General features: G+C 67.6%; 15 protein-coding genes. 12 read left to right on the top strand and 3 right to left on the bottom strand.

Going from position 1 to position 16,598, the window contains the following annotated elements; all coding sequences use genetic code 11:
* Positions 1-20: 20 nt before the first annotated feature.
* From ftsH to folD, 7 genes are all read left to right on the top strand, one after another.
* On the top strand, positions 21-1,934 hold the full coding sequence (gene ftsH / locus LHP98_RS09720; RefSeq protein WP_227252337.1) for an ATP-dependent zinc metalloprotease FtsH: 1,914 nt from the start codon (positions 21-23) through the stop codon (positions 1,932-1,934).
* A 92-nt stretch (positions 1,935-2,026) separates the two neighbouring features.
* Entirely contained in the window at positions 2,027-3,004 is a 978-nt protein-coding gene (locus LHP98_RS09715) for a magnesium transporter CorA family protein (RefSeq protein ID WP_227252336.1), read from the top strand.
* Entirely contained in the window at positions 3,001-3,792 is a 792-nt protein-coding gene (locus LHP98_RS09710; RefSeq protein WP_227252335.1) for a methyltransferase domain-containing protein, read from the top strand. The genes LHP98_RS09715 and LHP98_RS09710 overlap by 4 nt, the downstream gene beginning before the upstream one ends.
* Positions 3,765-4,379, top strand: a complete 615-nt coding sequence (locus LHP98_RS09705; RefSeq protein ID WP_227252334.1) for an MOSC domain-containing protein — start codon at positions 3,765-3,767, stop codon at positions 4,377-4,379. Before LHP98_RS09710 ends, LHP98_RS09705 begins: the two co-directional genes overlap by 28 nt.
* Positions 4,380-4,537: 158 nt before the next feature.
* Positions 4,538-6,214: a formate--tetrahydrofolate ligase gene (locus LHP98_RS09700; RefSeq protein WP_227252333.1), complete on the top strand. Its 1,677-nt coding sequence runs from the start codon at positions 4,538-4,540 to the stop codon at positions 6,212-6,214.
* Positions 6,215-6,279: 65 nt separating this feature from the next.
* Positions 6,280-6,591 carry a chorismate mutase gene (locus tag LHP98_RS09695; protein WP_227252332.1) on the top strand — a complete coding sequence of 104 codons (312 nt, stop codon included), beginning with the start codon at positions 6,280-6,282 and terminating at the stop codon, positions 6,589-6,591.
* Between the two features lie 4 nt (positions 6,592-6,595).
* Positions 6,596-7,486: a bifunctional methylenetetrahydrofolate dehydrogenase/methenyltetrahydrofolate cyclohydrolase FolD gene (gene folD / locus LHP98_RS09690; protein WP_227252331.1), complete on the top strand. Its 891-nt coding sequence runs from the start codon at positions 6,596-6,598 to the stop codon at positions 7,484-7,486.
* Here folD and LHP98_RS09685 read toward each other — a convergent pair.
* From LHP98_RS09685 to LHP98_RS09675, 3 genes are all read right to left on the bottom strand, one after another.
* A complete protein-coding gene (locus LHP98_RS09685; RefSeq protein WP_227252330.1) occupies positions 7,483-8,043 on the bottom strand; it encodes a hypothetical protein in 561 nt (186 codons plus the stop codon). The two genes, folD and LHP98_RS09685, sit on opposite strands and share 4 nt — an antisense overlap.
* 60 nt (positions 8,044-8,103) lie before the next feature.
* Complete coding sequence (gene pdeM / locus LHP98_RS09680; protein WP_227252530.1) at positions 8,104-8,751, bottom strand: ligase-associated DNA damage response endonuclease PdeM; 648 nt, start codon at positions 8,749-8,751, stop codon at positions 8,104-8,106.
* Between the two features lie 252 nt (positions 8,752-9,003).
* On the bottom strand, positions 9,004-11,397 hold the full coding sequence (locus LHP98_RS09675; RefSeq protein ID WP_227252329.1) for a ligase-associated DNA damage response DEXH box helicase: 2,394 nt from the start codon (positions 11,395-11,397) through the stop codon (positions 9,004-9,006).
* A gap of 375 nt (positions 11,398-11,772) precedes the next feature.
* Between LHP98_RS09675 and LHP98_RS09670 the strand changes: the two genes are divergently transcribed.
* The 5 genes from LHP98_RS09670 (at position 11,773) to LHP98_RS09650 (ending at position 16,549) form a co-directional block, all read left to right on the top strand.
* A complete protein-coding gene (locus LHP98_RS09670) occupies positions 11,773-12,588 on the top strand; it encodes a YmdB family metallophosphoesterase (RefSeq protein ID WP_227252328.1) in 816 nt (271 codons plus the stop codon).
* The gene (locus LHP98_RS09665; protein ID WP_227252327.1) at positions 12,585-13,505 is read left to right on the top strand and encodes a DMT family transporter; all 921 of its coding nucleotides are present in this window, start codon (positions 12,585-12,587) and stop codon (positions 13,503-13,505) included. The genes LHP98_RS09670 and LHP98_RS09665 overlap by 4 nt, the downstream gene beginning before the upstream one ends.
* Positions 13,493-15,271, top strand: a complete 1,779-nt coding sequence (locus tag LHP98_RS09660) for an SLC13 family permease (protein ID WP_227252326.1) — start codon at positions 13,493-13,495, stop codon at positions 15,269-15,271. The genes LHP98_RS09665 and LHP98_RS09660 overlap by 13 nt, the downstream gene beginning before the upstream one ends.
* A 13-nt stretch (positions 15,272-15,284) precedes the next feature.
* Entirely contained in the window at positions 15,285-15,638 is a 354-nt protein-coding gene (locus LHP98_RS09655) for a hypothetical protein (RefSeq protein WP_227252325.1), read from the top strand.
* Between the two features lie 170 nt (positions 15,639-15,808).
* On the top strand, positions 15,809-16,549 hold the full coding sequence (locus LHP98_RS09650) for a YebC/PmpR family DNA-binding transcriptional regulator (RefSeq protein WP_227252324.1): 741 nt from the start codon (positions 15,809-15,811) through the stop codon (positions 16,547-16,549).
* Positions 16,550-16,598: the final 49 nt, after the last annotated feature.

Here is a 16,598-nt window from a genome sequence, read left to right as displayed (position 1 = left end):
GGCATTACGGGAGTCCGTTCGTGAACAACGCACGAAACATCGCCTTCTGGGTCGTTCTGCTGCTGCTGATCCTGGCGCTTTTCAACTTGTTTTCCGGGGGGCAGACGACGATGTCGTCGCGCAGCCTGTCGTACTCGGACTTCATCTCGCAGGTGGATGCCGGCAAGGTGGCCAGCGTCACGCTGGACGGCGAGCGGGTGATCGTGCGCGGCACCGATGGCACCAGCTATTCCACCGTCAAGCCCGAGGGCGAGGTGCTGACCGATCGGCTGATCGCCAAGGGCATCGAGGTGCAGGCGACCCCGCAGGAACAATCCGGCTTCATGTCGCTGATCTCGCTGTGGCTGCCCTTCCTGGTGCTGATCGGCATCTGGATCTTCTTCATGAACCGGATGCAGGGCGGCGGCCGTGGCGGCGCGATGGGCTTTGGCAAGTCGCGCGCCAAGCTGCTGACAGAAAAGCAGGGCCGCATCACGTTTGACGACGTGGCCGGCATCGACGAGGCCAAGGAAGAACTGGAAGAGATCGTCGAATTTCTGCGCAACCCGCAGAAGTTCAGCCGCCTGGGCGGCCGGATTCCGAAGGGCGCGTTGCTGGTCGGCCCGCCCGGCACGGGCAAGACCCTGCTCGCCCGCGCCATTGCGGGCGAGGCGGGGGTGCCGTTCTTCACCATCTCCGGCTCGGACTTCGTGGAAATGTTCGTCGGCGTCGGCGCATCCCGTGTGCGCGACATGTTCGAACAGGCCAAGAAGAACGCGCCCTGCATCGTCTTCATCGACGAGATCGACGCCGTGGGCCGGGCCCGGGGCGTGGGCATCGGCGGCGGCAACGACGAGCGCGAGCAGACGCTGAACCAGCTTCTGGTGGAAATGGACGGCTTCGAGGCCAACGAGGGCGTGATCATCATCGCCGCCACCAACCGCAAGGACGTGCTGGACCCCGCGCTGCTGCGCCCCGGCCGCTTCGACCGCCAGATCCACGTGCCGAACCCCGATATCAAGGGCCGCGAAAAGATCCTGTCCGTCCACGCCCGCAAGGTGCCGCTGGGGCCGGATGTCGATCTGCGCACCATCGCACGGGGCAGCCCCGGCTTTTCCGGCGCCGACCTGATGAACCTGGTCAACGAGGCGGCGCTGATGGCCGCCCGCGCCGGCCGCCGCTTCGTCACCATGGTCGATTTCGAGAACGCCAAGGACAAGGTGATGATGGGGGCCGAGCGCCGTTCCATGGTGCTGACCCAGGACCAGAAGGAAATGACCGCCTATCACGAGGCCGGCCACGCCATCGTCGGCATGTCGCTGCCCAAGTGCGACCCGGTCTACAAGGCCACGATCATCCCGCGCGGCGGCGCCCTGGGCATGGTGATGAGCCTGCCCGAGATGGACCGCCTGAACTGGCACAAGGACCAGTGCGAACAGCGCATCGCCATGACCATGGCCGGCAAGGCTGCGGAAATCCTGAAATGGGGCGAAGAGTCGGTCTCGAACGGGCCGTCGGGCGACATCCAGCAGGCATCGGCGTTGGCCCGCGCCATGGTGCTACGCTGGGGCATGTCCGACGTGGTCGGCAACATCGACTATGCCGAGGCGGCCGATGGCTATTCGGGCAACACCGGCGGCTTCTCGGTCAGTGCCGAGACCAAGCGGATGATCGAACAGGAAGTGAAGCGGCTGATCGACGAGGGCTTTGAAGAGGCGCGCCGTATCCTGATCGAGCGCCAGGACGACTGGGAGCGCCTGGCCAAGGGCTTGCTGGAATACGAAACCCTTACGGGTGACGAAATCCGCAAGGTCATTGCCGGCGAGAAGCTGGGCGAGGATGACGATGCCGACAAGCCCGCCCCCGGTGGTGGCGCGCCCTCGGTCGCGGCCATTCCCAAGACCAAGAAGCCACCCCGGGCGCCGAAGCCCGACCCGGAACCCGCGCCGCTGTGACGGCGCAGCAAAGGCCCCGCTTCGGCGGGGCCTTTTGCTTTGGCGTGGGCTTGGGATAGGGTCGGCACGAACGGGCCTTGCGGAGAGCGGCGATGATCACGGCATACCGTGCCTCGGGCGGAAGGCTGGAACAGGCTGACGCCACCGCCGATGCCCTGCGCGACATGGTCTGGATCGACCTCGAGGCCCCAACCCGGGACGAGGAAACGGCCATCGAGGCCGCGCTTGGCCTGGACATCCCCACCCGCGAGGACATGCAGGAGATCGAGGTCTCGTCCCGCCTGTATGACGACCGCGGCGCGCTGTTCCTGACCGCCCAGGTCGTGGCCATGCCCGATGCACGCGAGCCCGAGATCGGCCCCGTCACCTTTGTCCTGACGCCCGAGCGGCTGGTCACGGTGCGCTACCACACGCCGCGCTCGATGGTGGTCTTCGCGGACCGGGTGACCAGCCAGCCGATGGGTTGCACCGACGGCCGTTCCACCCTGCTGGCATTGCTGGAGACGCTGGTCGACCGGCTGGCCGACATTCTTGAGGGCGAGTCGCGCAAGCTGGAGCTTCTGAGCCGGTCAATCTTCGAGGCGCACCGGCCCAAGGGCAAGGCGCAGACGCTGGCGGTGATCGTCCAGCGCATCGGCCGTGCCGAAGACCTGAACGGCAAGATCAGCGAAAGCCTGGCGACGATCCAGCGCATCCTGGGGTTCCTTTCCATCCCTTCGGGAGCGGCGGCGATGGCGATGCTCAAGGGCCTTGACAAGGCGCGCCTCAAGACGCTGGTCCGCGACGTGAAGTCGCTGCAGGAAACCGCCGGCACTCAGGAGCGCAAGATCCTGTTCCAGCTGGACGCGACACTGGGTGTGATCAACATCCGCCAGTCCGACATCATCAAGGTCTTCTCGGTGGTGGCCTTCGTCTTCCTGCCGCCGACGCTGATCGCCAGCATCTACGGCATGAACTTCGACGTCATGCCGGAAATCCACTGGCCCTGGGGCTATCCGATGGCGTTGGGGCTGATGTTCCTTTCGGCGCTGATCCCCTGGCTGATTTTCCGCTGGAAAAAGCTGCTGTGACCGACTGGGACCCCGCGGCCCATGCGGCCTTCCGGTCCTTGCGCCTGCGCCCCGCGCTGGACCTTCTGGCGCAGGTGCCCGACCTGCCGCCGGGCGATCTGGTCGACCTCGGCTGCGGCGATGGCGCCGCCTCGGGGCCGCTGGCGGCGTGCTTCCCCGGCCGCCGTCTGGTGGGTGTCGATGCCTCGGCGGCCATGCTGGACTCCGCGCAGGGCTATGCGGACAAGGTGCGGACCGACATCGGCGCCTGGCGCCCCGACACGCCCCCGGCGCTGATCTTCTCGAACGCGGCGCTGCACTGGCTGGGCGATCACGAAACCCTTCTGCCGCGGCTTGCCGGCCTGCTGGCGCCGGCCGGCACCCTTGCCGTGCAGATGCCGCGCAACTGGCTGGCCCCCTCGCACGCGCTGCTGCGCGACTTTGCGGCCCGGCTGTTCCCCGACCGTTTCGACTTCACCTCATGGTCCCCGCCGACCCACCCGCCGGAAACCTACTGGCTGCTGCTGGCGCCGCTTGGCCGGCTGGCGGTCTGGGAGACCGACTACCTTCAGCCGCTTGCGCCGCAAGCCGAAGGCCACCCGGTCCGCGCCTTCACCGCCGCGACCGCCATGCGCCCCTTCCTGGGCCGGCTGTCCGCGGCCGAAGCCGCCCGCTTCATCGCCGCCTACGACGCGGCATTGACGCTGGCCTACCCAAGCCTACCTGACGGCACCACGCTTTTCCCCTTCCGCCGCCTGTTCCTGGTTCTGACGAGGCCCCGATGCCCGCCCTGCTGCGCACCGCCCTGACCGGCACCGTCACCTGGCTGGGCGTGCAACGCCGCCCGGTCGAGGCGCTGGAGATCTTCGGCGAGCCGGTCGCCGAGATGCCCCTGACCTTCGCGGGCTTTGCAGACGAAACTCACGCCGGCCTGACCCGCCCGTCCTGCAGCCGCGTGCTGGGACAGCATCCGCGCGGCACGACGATCCGCAACAGCCGCCAGCTGTGCCTGGTCTGTGCCCAAGAGATGGCCCAGGTTGCCGCCACCCTGGGAATGGAGCGCATCGACCCGGCCTGGCTGGGCGCCAGCGTGGTGATTTCCGGTCTGCCGGATTTCAGCCACCTGCCGCCCTCAAGCCGCCTGCAAGGCCCCGATGGCGTGACACTGGTTGTCGACATGGAAAACCGCCCTTGCCAGGAACCCGCCATCACCATGGCCCGCGCAACCGGCGGGCAGGGCAAGGCGTTCAAGACCGCGGCCCAGGGCAAGCGCGGCGTCACGGCTTGGGTGGAACGCGAAGGCACCCTGCGGATCGGCGATTCGCTGACGCTGCACATCCCCGACCAGCGGCCTTGGGCGCATCTTGACACCGCCCGCGCGGGCAAGGCCGGCTGACCCGCCGTTCCCTCGACTGTTCCGATTTTTCCGATCGGAAACTCCTGGCGCCGAATTTCGCGGCGAACACGTCGCAAACCGGACTCGGGCAGTGAATTTCCCCCGGTATCACGTCGCTAACGAAACATCCGGCGAAATGTCCGGGCAGGGAGTGCGACATGGCCTTCAAGACCGACATCGAAATCGCCCGCGAAGCCAACAAGAAGCCGATCATGGAGATCGGCGCCAGGCTGGGCATCCCGGCCGAGCACCTGCTGCCCTATGGCCACGACAAGGCCAAGGTCGGGCAGGAGTTCATCGCCTCGTTGAAGGACCGCCCCGACGGCAAGCTGATCCTAGTCACCGCGATCAACCCCACGCCGGCGGGCGAAGGCAAGACCACCACCACCGTCGGCCTGGGTGATGGCTTGAACCGCATCGGCAAGCGCGCGGTGATCTGCATCCGCGAGGCCAGCCTTGGCCCGAACTTCGGCATGAAGGGGGGGGCTGCCGGCGGCGGCATGGCCCAGGTCGTGCCGATGGAGGAGATGAACCTTCACTTCACCGGCGATTTCCACGCCATCACATCGGCCCACAACCTGCTGTCGGCAATGATCGACAATCACATCTACTGGGGCAACGAATTGCAGATCGATGCCCGCCGCGTGGTGTGGCGCCGGGTGATGGACATGAACGACCGCGCGCTGCGCGACATCGTGGTGAACCTGGGCGGCGTGTCGAACGGCTTTCCACGCCAGACCGGGTTCGACATCACGGTCGCCTCGGAAGTCATGGCGATCCTGTGCCTGTCGAACGACCTGGTAGACCTGCAAAAGCGGCTGGGAGACATCGTCGTCGCCTATACCCGCGAGAAAAAGCCGATCTATGCCCGCGACATCAAGGCCGATGGCGCGATGACCGTGCTGCTGAAAGACGCGATGCAGCCGAACCTGGTGCAGACGCTGGAGAACAATCCGGCCTTCGTCCACGGTGGCCCCTTCGCCAACATCGCCCACGGCTGCAACTCGGTCATCGCGACGAAAACCGCGTTGAAGCTCGGGGAATATGTCGTCACCGAAGCCGGCTTCGGCGCCGACCTCGGCGCCGAGAAGTTCTTTGACATCAAGTGCCGCAAGGCCGGCCTCAAGCCCTCGGCCGCCGTCATCGTGGCCACGGTGCGGGCGATGAAGATGAACGGCGGCGTCTCCAAGGCCGACCTCGGCGCCGAGAACGTGGAGGCAGTCAAGAAGGGCTGCCCGAACCTGGGCCGCCACATCGCCAACGTGAAGGGTTTCGGCGTGCCGGTGGTGGTGGCGATCAATCACTTCTTCAGTGATACCGACGCCGAAATCGCCGCGGTGAAGGAATATGTCGCGGCGCAAGGCGCCGAGGCGATCCTGTGCAAGCACTGGGCACATGGCAGCGCGGGCATCGAGGACCTTGCCCGCAAGGTGGTGGCCCTGGCCGAAGGCGGTGGCGCCAATTTCGCGCCGCTCTACCCCGACGAGATGAGCCTGTTCCACAAGATCGAGACCATCGCCCGGCGCATCTACCATGCCGACGAGGTGCTGGCCGACAAGTCGATCCGCGACCAGCTCAAGACCTGGGAGGCGGCGGGCTACGGCCACCTGCCGATCTGCATGGCCAAGACGCAATATTCCTTCAGCACCGACCCTAACCTGCGCGGCGCACCCACCGGGCATTCCGTTCCGGTGCGCGAGGTGCGGCTTTCGGCCGGTGCGGGCTTCATCGTGGTGATCTGCGGCGAGATCATGACGATGCCCGGCCTGCCCAAGGTGCCAAGCGCCGAGGTGATCCGGCTGAACGACCTGGGCCAGGTCGAAGGCCTGTTCTAAGCCGCCGCATTGCCCTTTGCGGGCCGCCGCCGTATCTGGGGGCGGCCTGAGAAGGGGAAGAACCGATGCCGAAGCCCGCAGATTGCACGACCATGGCCCAGATCCGGGCCGAGATCGACCGGCTGGACGACGACCTGGTCCGGCTGTTTGCAGAGCGCGCGGGCTATATCGACCGCGCGGCCGAGATCAAGGCGACGGTGGACCTGCCGGCCCGGATCGACAACCGCGTGGAAGAGGTGGTGCAGAACGTCCGCCGCCACGCCCTGACCTACGGGCTGCCGCCTGACCTGGTGGAAAAGCTGTGGCGGCGGCTCATCGACTGGTCCATCGCGCGCGAGGAAAGCCGCCTGGGCCCCGACAGCCTGCGAAAGGGATGATCCGATGACGGCAGTGGTGATCGACGGCAAGGCCTTTGCGGCAGGTGTGCGCGAACAGGTGGCGGCGCATGTGGCGCGGCTGAAGGAAGAGCACGGGCTGACCCCCGGCTTGGCCGTGGTGCTGGTGGGCGAAGACCCGGCGTCCCAGGTCTATGTCCGCAACAAGGGCACCCAGACGGTCGAGGTCGGAATGACCTCTTTCGAACACAAGCTGCCGGTCGACACATCAGAGGCCGACCTGCTGGCGCTGATCGCCCGGCTGAACGCCGATCCGCAAGTTCACGGCATTCTTGTGCAGTTGCCGCTGCCTCCTCATCTGAATTCCGAACTGATCATCAACACCATCGACCCGGCCAAGGACGTGGACGGTTTTCACATTTCCAACGTCGGGCTTCTGGGGACGGGGCAGAAGAGCATGGTCCCCTGCACGCCGCTGGGTTGCCTGATGATGCTGCGCGACCATCATGGCAAACTGGCGGGACTTGAGGCGGTGGTGGTGGGGCGCAGCAACATCGTCGGCAAGCCGATGGCGCAGCTTTTGCTGGGCGACAGCTGCACGGTGACCATCGCGCATTCCCGCACCCGCGACCTGGCCGAAGTCTGCCGCCGCGCCGACATCCTGGTCGCCGCCGTGGGCCGGCCCGAGATGATCACCGGCGACATGGTCAAGCCCGGCGCCACCGTGATCGACGTCGGCATCAACCGGATCGAGCGCGACGGCAAGTCGAGGCTGGTGGGCGACGTCCACACCGCCAGTGCAGCCGCGGTGGCCGGCGCCATCACCCCCGTCCCGGGTGGCGTGGGGCCGATGACCATCGCCTGCCTTCTGGCCAACACCCTGACCGCCTGCTGCCGGGCCAACGGCCTGCCCGAGCCGGAAGGCCTGACCGTCTAGGGGCAGCGCGCCAGCAGTTCCGGCGGGCGGGACTGCGGCTGGATCAGCACCAGATCGTCACCCGCCGGCAGCAGCGAGACATAGCCTTGCCAGGTGCCGCCCAACAGCGTCGAATACAGCATGTCCGGCTGCAGATCCTCGAAGTCCTTGCCGGGGAACAGCCGGGCCATCAGGCCGGCTTCGTCGACGCTGGCAAGGTAGGTCGTGCCGCCAGCATAGCGCAGGTGGATGACGTAGGGTTTGGTCTTTGTCGGCAGGGTTAGGGTCAGGCCTAGCGTGCCCTCGGGCGCGACCTGGTAGCCGGCCCTGTCGCAGGCCTTGGCCAGGGCGTCGGCCGCAGGGAAGGTCAGGCCGTCCTGCATCAGCGGTGCGACCAGGGTCCAGCGCCCCTCAAGTCGCTTGATGACCTCGGCGTTCAGCTGCAGATGCAGGCCGATGTCGTTGCCGAACAGGATCGTCGGCAGGGCCTGCCGCAGGCGGACGTAGTCGGCGGCAGGGTCGGCCGCGGCGGGGGTGGTGCAGAGGGCGATCAGGGCGAAGAGGCAGAGGCGGCGCATGGCAGAGGCTCCGGATATAGGCGGCTGGCGGCCAGCCTAGCACCGCCTCGGGACGACTGCCTAGCGCGGCATCGGGATGGCCAGGGCCTTGCGCCCCGTGAGGATCGCCAGCGCGCCGGGCTGCATGAGGGCGGTCAGCGCCGGGTCAGTGCAGCGCAAGCCGCCGGTATAGGCTCCGTAGGCGGGCAGGATGATGCGGGCCGTGTCAGCCAGAAAGCACGGATGAGAGGTGCCGGCAAGCTGGGCCTTGGGGTGGTAATGGCCACTGATCTCAAGGCATTGCCCTGGGTCGGCAATGTGCCGGAAGGTCAGCGCGCCAAGCGTCAGTTCGGCCCGGTGGCTACCGCCGATGGCGACGGGCCCGGGGTCGTGGTTGCCCATCATCCAGACCCAGTCGCGCCCGGCCATCAGGCGCGACAGCCACAGCGCGTCGGCCTCGTCCAGGCTGTCGGCGGCGGCGAGGTCGTCGAAGCTGTCGCCAAGGCAGACCACGGTGGCGGGCCTTGCCGCCTCGATATCGGCGTCCAGACGGGCCAGCGTCGCGCGGGTGTCATAGGGCGGCAGCAGGGCGCCGGCGCGGCGGGCCAGGCGGGCGGATTTTCCGAGGTGGAGGTCGGAGACAGTCAGCAGGCGGCGGGCGGGCCAGGAGAGCGCGCCCGAGGGCAGCGCGTGGAGGGTCTCGGGGCCTAGGGTCAGCGCGTGGTGCATCGGGGCCTTTTCGGCGGCCTTCGCGCGGCTGGCAAGGGTGGTTTCGAAACGGACGGCTTCGCCGAAGCCTTTCGTCTCGCCTCTGGCGCGTTCCGCGCCAACCGGCTGGGGCGATGGGGGCATCCTGCCCCCAGACCCCCTGGGAGTATTTGGAAAAGGGCAAGGGCAAGCGGGTGTCTGCATTTGCCCTTTTGGAAATACTCCGGGGGGTTCGGGGGGCTGGCCCCCCGTCTCTGGCCCCCCGTCTCTGGGTCAGGCCAGGCCCGCGGCCTGCATCAGGGCCATGGCCTGGGCCTCGGCCAGCTTCTCGCGGCCCCGGCCATGGATCGGCACCTTGCCGGTTTCCAGGAACAAGGGTGCCGCAAGGGGGGTGACGCGGGGCAGGCGAATCAGGTCCAGGCGGCCTTGGGTGCGAGCAAGGAGGTGTTCGATGCGGGCAAAGTCGATCAGGCCGCGCATCGCCTCTTCGCGGGTGATCTGCAATAGCAGGTGGCCGGGGTCGAAACGCCGCAACGTGTCGTAAAGGATGTCCGAGGAGAAGGTGGCCTGTCGGCCGGTCTTGCGGCGGCCCTGGTGGCTGCGCTCGATCAGGCCGGCGATGATGGCGACGTTGCGGAAGGTGCGCTTCATCAGCGCGTTGCCGTTGAGCCAGGTTTCCAGGCCCTGGCGCAGGGTTTCGGCGGCGAACAGGGGGGCGGGGTCGGTGACCGGGGTCAGGCCCCAGATCAGCGTGGCGTAGTCGGTGGCGACGAACCCCAGGGGCGCAAGGCCTTGATCCTCCATCTGTTTCGTCACCAGAAGGCCGAGGGTCTGCTGGGCGTTGCGGCCGGCAAAGCCGTAAATGACCAGGTGTTCGCGGCCCTCGTGCGGGAAGCTTTCCAAAAGCAGCCGGTCGCGGCTGGGCATTGACGAGACCTGGCGTTGCAGGGCCAGCCATAGCGCGGTGTGGGCGGGCAGTTCGGGCCAGGCGGGGGCGTTCAGGATTGACAGGATGCGGTCGGACAGCTGGGTCGAGGTGGCGAACTTGGTGCCGTTGAAAACGGCCACCTTTGGGTCGCGGCCGGGGGTGCGGGTGACTTCGACGGTCATCTCGGAGAGACCTTCGTAGCGCACCACCTCGCCGCCGATCAGGAAGGTGTCGCCGGGGGTGAGGGTGGCCGCAAAGGATTCCTCGACCTCGCCCAGGGGGGTGCCGCCGAAGCGGCCTTTCAGGCGGACCTTGAGGGTTTCGGTGTCGATGATGGTGCCGAGGTTCTGCCGGATGATCGCGGCGGAACGGGGGTCGCGCAGGTGCCAGCGGCCCTCGGCAGATTTCAGGCGCTGCCAGCGGTCATAGGCTTTCAGCGCGTATCCGCCGGTGGCCACAAAATCGAGTGTGGCGTCGAAGTCGGCCCGTAACAGGTTGTGGTAGGGCGGGGCGTTAACGATTTCTTCATAAAGATCGTCGGCGGCGAAGGGGCCGGCGCAGGCAGCGATCAGGATGTGCTGGCAGAGGACGTCGCGCGGGCCGGGGCCGCGGGGGTCTCCGTCCAGGTCGTGGGCGCGGGCGGCGTCGAGGGCGGCCTGGCATTCCACGACCTCGAAGCGGTTGGCGGGCACCAGAAGGGCCTTGGAGGGGGCGTTGTAGCGGTGGTTAGCGCGGCCGATCCTTTGCACGAGGCGTTTCACGTTCTTCGGCGCGCCGACCTGGATCACCAGGTCGACATCGCCCCAGTCGATGCCGAGGTCGAGCGAGCCGGTGCAGACCACGGCGCGAAGTCTGCCTTCGGTCATCGCCGCCTCGACCCGTTCGCGCTGTTCGCGCGACAGCGAGCCGTGGTGGATGCCGATGGGCAGGCTTTCGTCATTCTGTAGCCAGAGATCGTGAAAGAACAGTTCGGCCTGGGCGCGGGTGTTGTGGAAGATCAGCGTGGTGCGGTGGGCCTTCACTTGCGCCAGGATCGCCGGGATCGCGTAGCGGCCGCCGCCGCCCGACCAAGGCGGGGCCTGGGGCGTTTCCAGCATGGTGATGTCGGGGTCGGGGCCGGGGTCGGCCTGGAGGATTTGCGTTTCCGGGGCCAGGAAGCGGGCCAGCGCGGGCGGGTCTTCGACGGTGGCGGAGAGGCCGATGCGGCGGAGGTCTGGCGCCAGGCGCTGCAGGCGGGCGAGCAGAAGGGTGAGCTGATCGCCGCGTTTCGAGTCCGCAAGGGCGTGGAGTTCGTCGAGGATCACCCTTTGCAGGGGTTTGAAAAGCCTGGGGGAATCTTCGTAGCTGAGCAGCAGGGCCAGGCTTTCGGGTGTGGTCAGCAGGATGTGCGGCGGGTCGATGCGCTGACGCTTGCGGGTGGTCTGCGAGGTGTCGCCGGTGCGGTCCTCGACCCGGATGGCGAGGCCGGCGCCTTCGATCGGGGTGCGCAGGTTGCGGCGGATGTCGGCGGTCAGGGCCTTGAGCGGCGAGATGTAGAGGGTGTGCAGGCCGGGGGGCGGCGAGGCGCCAAGTTCGGCCAGGGTGGGAAGGAAGCCGGCGAGGGTCTTGCCGCCTCCGGTGGGGGCGATGAGCAGGGTGGCGGGTGCGGCGGCCCGGTCGAGCATGGTCTGCTGGTGGGGGTGCAGCGTCCAGCCCTTGGCGGCAAGCCAGGCGGCGAGGGGGGCGGGAAGGGCGGCCATGGGGCGGCAGGGTAGGGGTCTGGGGTCTGGCGTCAACGGGGGCGGGCGTGCGGTTGGATAATGCGCTGAATTTGCTTTGGAACATAGGTCGGCGTTGGATCTGCGTTGCGTCTGGCTTGCGTATGGCTGACGTCGGCACGCTTTGTCGGCGCGGGGGGCGTTGACTCTGGCGGGGCGAATCGCCTTTGGCGGCGGTGGAGCCGGGGGCTTCGCGCCCCCGGACCCCCGCGGGATATTTTCGCAGAGAGGAAGGCGGCAAGGCGATGAGAATTTCCGGGCGGCGGCAGGGGATTTCGCCCGGCATGGAGGGCAGCAAGGGCGGGCGGTGGCGCCGAGGGGGTTGCGGGAACGGGGCTTGCGGCCTAATCGGGGCGCATGAGGCTGTTGTTCCTGGGCGATGTGATGGGCAAGGCGGGGCGTTCGGCGGTGGCCGAGCGGCTGCCGGGGTTGCGCGCGGCCTGGGGGCTGGATTTCGTGGTGGTCAATGGCGAGAACGCCACCGGGGGCATGGGGCTTTCGGGCGAGCATGCCAGGCTGCTGCTGGGGGCGGGCGCCGATGTGGTGACCCTGGGCGACCATGCCTTTGACCAGAAGGACATGGCGTCGTTCCTGGAGCAGGAACCGCGGGTGTTGCGGCCGATCAACTGGTCGAAGCTGGCACCGGGGCATGGTTCGCGGGTTTATGATGCGCCGGGCGGGCGGCGGGTGCTGGTGGCGCAGGTGCTGGGCCGGGTGTTCATGAAGCAGCCCTTTGACGATCCGTTCAGCGCCATCGAGCCGGTGCTGAAGACGCACCCCTTGGGCAAGGCGGTGCAGGCGGTGATCGTCGATGTGCATGCCGAGGCGACATCGGAAAAGATGGGGCTGGGACATTGGTGCGACGGGCAGGCGTCGCTGGTCGTCGGCACGCATACCCATGTGCCGACAGGCGATGCGCAGATCCTGTCGGGCGGCACGGCCTACATGACCGACGCGGGGATGTGCGGCGATTATGACAGCGTGATCGGGATGGAAAAGCTGGAGCCGTTGCGCCGCTTTGTCACCGGCATGTCGAAGGCGCGGTTCGAGCCGGCGGGGGGCGAGGCCACCCTGTCGGGTGTCTATGTCGAGACCGATGACCGCACCGGGCGGGCGACGCGGGTCGAGATGGTGCGGCAGGGGGGGCGGTTGTCGCCCTCGGGGCCATCATGAGCGGCCGGCCGGGGCGGGGGGCGTTGATCGCCATCCTGCTGGCGGTGGGCACCGGCTGGGGGTCAAGCCAGGCCACCGGCAAGATGGCGGCCGAGACCGGGCAGGGGCCCTTCGGCATCATGTTCTGGCAGTTGGCGATCTGCACAGTGCTTTTGGGCGCGATCAGTCTGGTCCGCGGGCGCGGGCTGGTGCTGAGCCGCCCCGCGCTGCGGTTCTATGTCGTGGTGGCGGTGCTGGGGACGCTGGTGCCGAACTATACCTTCTATGCCTCGGTGGTGCATCTGCCGGCGGGGGTGATGTCGCTGGTGATCGCGCTGGTGCCGATGATTTCGCTGCCGCTGGCGGTGCTGGCGGGGATCGACCGGTTCTCGGCGCTGCGGGTGGCCGGCCTGGGTCTGGGACTGGCGGGCGTGGGGCTGATCGCGGCGCCGGGAGGGGCGGCGCTGGCGCCCGAGATGCTGCGCTGGCTGCCGGTGGCAATGATCGGGCCGCTGTTTTATGCGCTTGAGGCGACCTGGGTGGCGAAGTCCGGTACGGCAGGGATGGACGCGGTGCAGGCGATGTTCGGCGCCTCGGCGGTGGGGCTGGTGCTGTGCGTGCCCCTGGTGCTGGGGACCGGGCAGTTCTATCTGCCCGGGCCGCCGTTCGACCGGTCAGAAATCGCACTGCTGGTGATGTCGGTCAGCCATGCGGCGCTGTACGCGACCTATGTCTGGCTGGCCGCCACGGCGGGCGCTGTGTTCGCGGCGCAATCAAGCTATGTCGTCACGGTGACTGGCGTCTTTTGGGCCATGCTGCTGCTGGGCGAGCGGTTCCCGCCGCTGGTCTGGCTGGCGATGGCGGCGATGCTGGTGGGCGTGGCGCTGGTGCAGCCGCGGGTGGCGGCAAGGGCAGGGGGCAAGCCATGTTCGGCCTGAGCGTTCCGGCGGACTGGGCACCCTGGGTGGCGCTGGCGATCCTGGTCGTCATGTTCACGCTGTTCGTGCTGGAGACGATGCCGGTCGAGGTGACCGCCATCGGCGGTGCGGCGGTGATGCTGGTCACCGGCCTTTTGCCCGTGAAGGACGCGACGGCGGTGCTGTCGAACAGCGCGCCCTGGACCATCGCACTGATGTTCCTGGTGATGGGGGGGCTGGTGCGAACCGGCGCGATCGAGGCGGTGATCCAGCTGGCCGAGGCGCGCGTCGAGGGCCGCCCGAAGGCGACCGTCGTGGTGCTGTTCGGATTCTGCGCCGTCGCCTCGGCCTTCATGAACAACACGCCGCTGGTGGCGGTGATGATCCCGGTGGTGATCCAGATCGCCATCAAGCTGGGCACCGCGCCGTCGAAGCTGCTGATCCCGCTTTCCTACATGACCGTGCTGGGGGGCATGATCACGCTCATTGGCACCTCGACCAACATTCTGGTCGATGGCGTGGCGGTGAAGGCGGGGATGGAGCATTTCAGCCTGTTCGAAGTGGCGCCGCTGGGAATTGCGGTGACGGTGGTGGGCGGGCTTTACCTGGCCACCATAGGGCGGCACCTGCTGCCGGTGCGGCAGTCGATGGGCACGCTTCTCAGCGACCGCCGCAAGATGAAGTATTTCACCGAAGTCGCCATCCCCGAGGACAGCACCCTGATCGGCCAGCCGCCGATGGAGGTGGACCTGTTCCGCCGTGACGGCGTGCGGCTGATCGACGTCTTGCGCGGCGATGCCAGCCTGCGGCGCGACCTGGCGCCGGTGCGGCTGCAGGCCGGCGACCGGGTTGTGCTGCGCACCGAGATGACCGAGCTTCTGGGCCTGGCGCGGCGCACGGACGTGAATCTGGTCGACAAGCTGTCTTCGGTCAAGACCGAGACGGTCGAGGTGCTGATCGGCCCGGGCTGCCGGATGGAGGGCCAGCGGCTGGGCGACCTGCGGCTGCGTCGGCGCTACGGCGTCTACCCCATCGCGGCGCATCGGCGGAACCAGAACATCGGCCGCCAGCTGGACGATCTGGTCGTCCGGGTGGGCGACACGCTCTTGCTGGAAGGCGCCATCGAGGACATCCAGCGGCTGGCCGCCGACATGGACCTGGTCGACATCTCGCGCCCCTCGATCAAGCCGTTCCGCCGCGCCAAGGCGCCGATCGCCATCGCCGCGCTGGCCTTCATCGTGGTGCTGTCGGCCTTTGACGTGGCGCCGATCCAGGCGCTGGCGCTGCTTGCGGTGGCGGCAATCCTGCTGACCCGCTGTGTCGACAGCGACGAGGCTTTCAGCTTCATCGACGGCCGCCTTCTGGCGATGATCTTCGCCATGCTGGCGGTGGGCGAGGGGCTGGACCAGTCCGGCGCGGTGGGGCTGATCGTGCAGGGCGTGGCGCCCTGGCTGGCGGGGCTGTCGCCGTTCCTGCTGATCCTGGCGGTCTATTTCATCGGGCTGGTGCTGACCGAGTTCCTGTCGAACAACGCGGTCGCGGTGATCTACACGCCGGTCGCCATCGAACTGGCGCAGAACCTTGGCCACGACCCGCGGCCCTTCGTGGTGGCGGTGATGTTCTCGGCCACACTCGCCTTTGCCACGCCCGTCGGCTACCAGACCAACATGATGGTCTATGGGCCGGGAGGCTATCGCTTTTCGGACTTCACCAAGGTCGGTGTGCCGCTGAACCTGCTGACCATGCTGGTCGCCTCGGCGCTGATCCCGATCCTCTGGCCACTCTAGAAAGGGAATGCCGATGAAACGCCTGTTGCCGATCCTGCTGCTGTCCGCCTGCGTTGCGGCACCGGGAAATCCCGTGCCGCAGGCCGCGCGGCTGACCGACACCACGCTGACCCTGCGGCTGTCGGACGGCACCACCTGCCGGGCCGACTGGGCCGCTTCCCCGGTCGGCCGGATGGACACCTGCGGCCCCGGCTACGGCTATGCGGTCAAGCTTGCGGACCGCAAGAACCTGGCTCGCCAGCTGGTCGAGGGCATCGACCTTGCCCTCGGCGGCGGTCTGGGCCTGGCACCGATGGCCGAGGTGGTGATCACCGACCCGGCCGGCATCGATCATGTCTTCTCCTCGCCCGATCCCGCGCGCGACTGACCCTGCTTCATCTTGGCCGAAATACCTCCGGGGGGGTAGTCCATTGGTCGCGCCATCGGTTCGAGAAACCGATGGGCTGGGGGGCTGGCCCCCGGCGCCTCGGGGTTGCCCAGCCGCCACCTGCCGGTGTAAGGGACCGCAGCACCGAAAAGACCAAGGGGTAAACGGCCATGGCCGGCCATTCGAAATGGGCGAACATCCAGCACCGCAAGGGCAAGCAGGATGGCATCCGCTCGAAGATGTTCTCGAAGCTGTCGAAGGAAATCACCGTCGCCGCCAAGATGGGCGACCCTGACCCCGACAAGAACCCGCGGCTGCGGCTGGCGGTCAAGGCCGCCAAGGCGGTGTCGATGCCGAAGGACGTGATCGACCGCGCGATCAGGAAATCGCAGATGGGCGACGCCAGCGACTATTCCGAGATCCGCTACGAAGGCTACGGCGCCGGCGGCATCGCCATCATCGTCGAGACGATGACCGACAACCTGAACCGCACTGCCAGCAACGTGCGCAGCTATTTCACCAAGGCCGGCGGCAACCTCGGCCAGACCGGCAGCGTTAGTCACAGCTTTGACCGGGTGGGTGAGGTTTCCTATCCGCTGTCGGCGGGCAGCGCCGATGACGTCATGATGGCCGCGATCGAGGCGGGCGCCGACGACGTCGAGACCGATGACGAGGCGCATTGGATCTATTGCAGGGTTGAGGATCTGGCGACGGTTTCCGACGCGCTGGAAGGCAGCTTGGGGGAATCGACCGAATCCAAGCTGGTCTGGCGACCGCAAAGCCGCACCGAGGTTGATTTCGACACCGCGACCAAGCTGATGAAGCTGATCGACCTTCTGGAAGAGGATGACGACGTGCAGTCGGTCACCCACAACTTCGATGTCCCCGAGGAGGTGGCCGCGAAGCTTTGACGCGGCGCTGAAGGCAAGCCGGAATTCGCGCGAATTCCGTGCCCGATTT

The sequence above is a fragment of the Rhodobacter sp. Har01 genome (assembly GCF_020564565.1).
Lineage (GTDB): Bacteria > Pseudomonadota > Alphaproteobacteria > Rhodobacterales > Rhodobacteraceae > Pseudogemmobacter.
The sequence above is the reverse complement of the archived record's forward strand: the minus strand, read 5'-3'. Positions and strand labels throughout refer to the sequence as shown.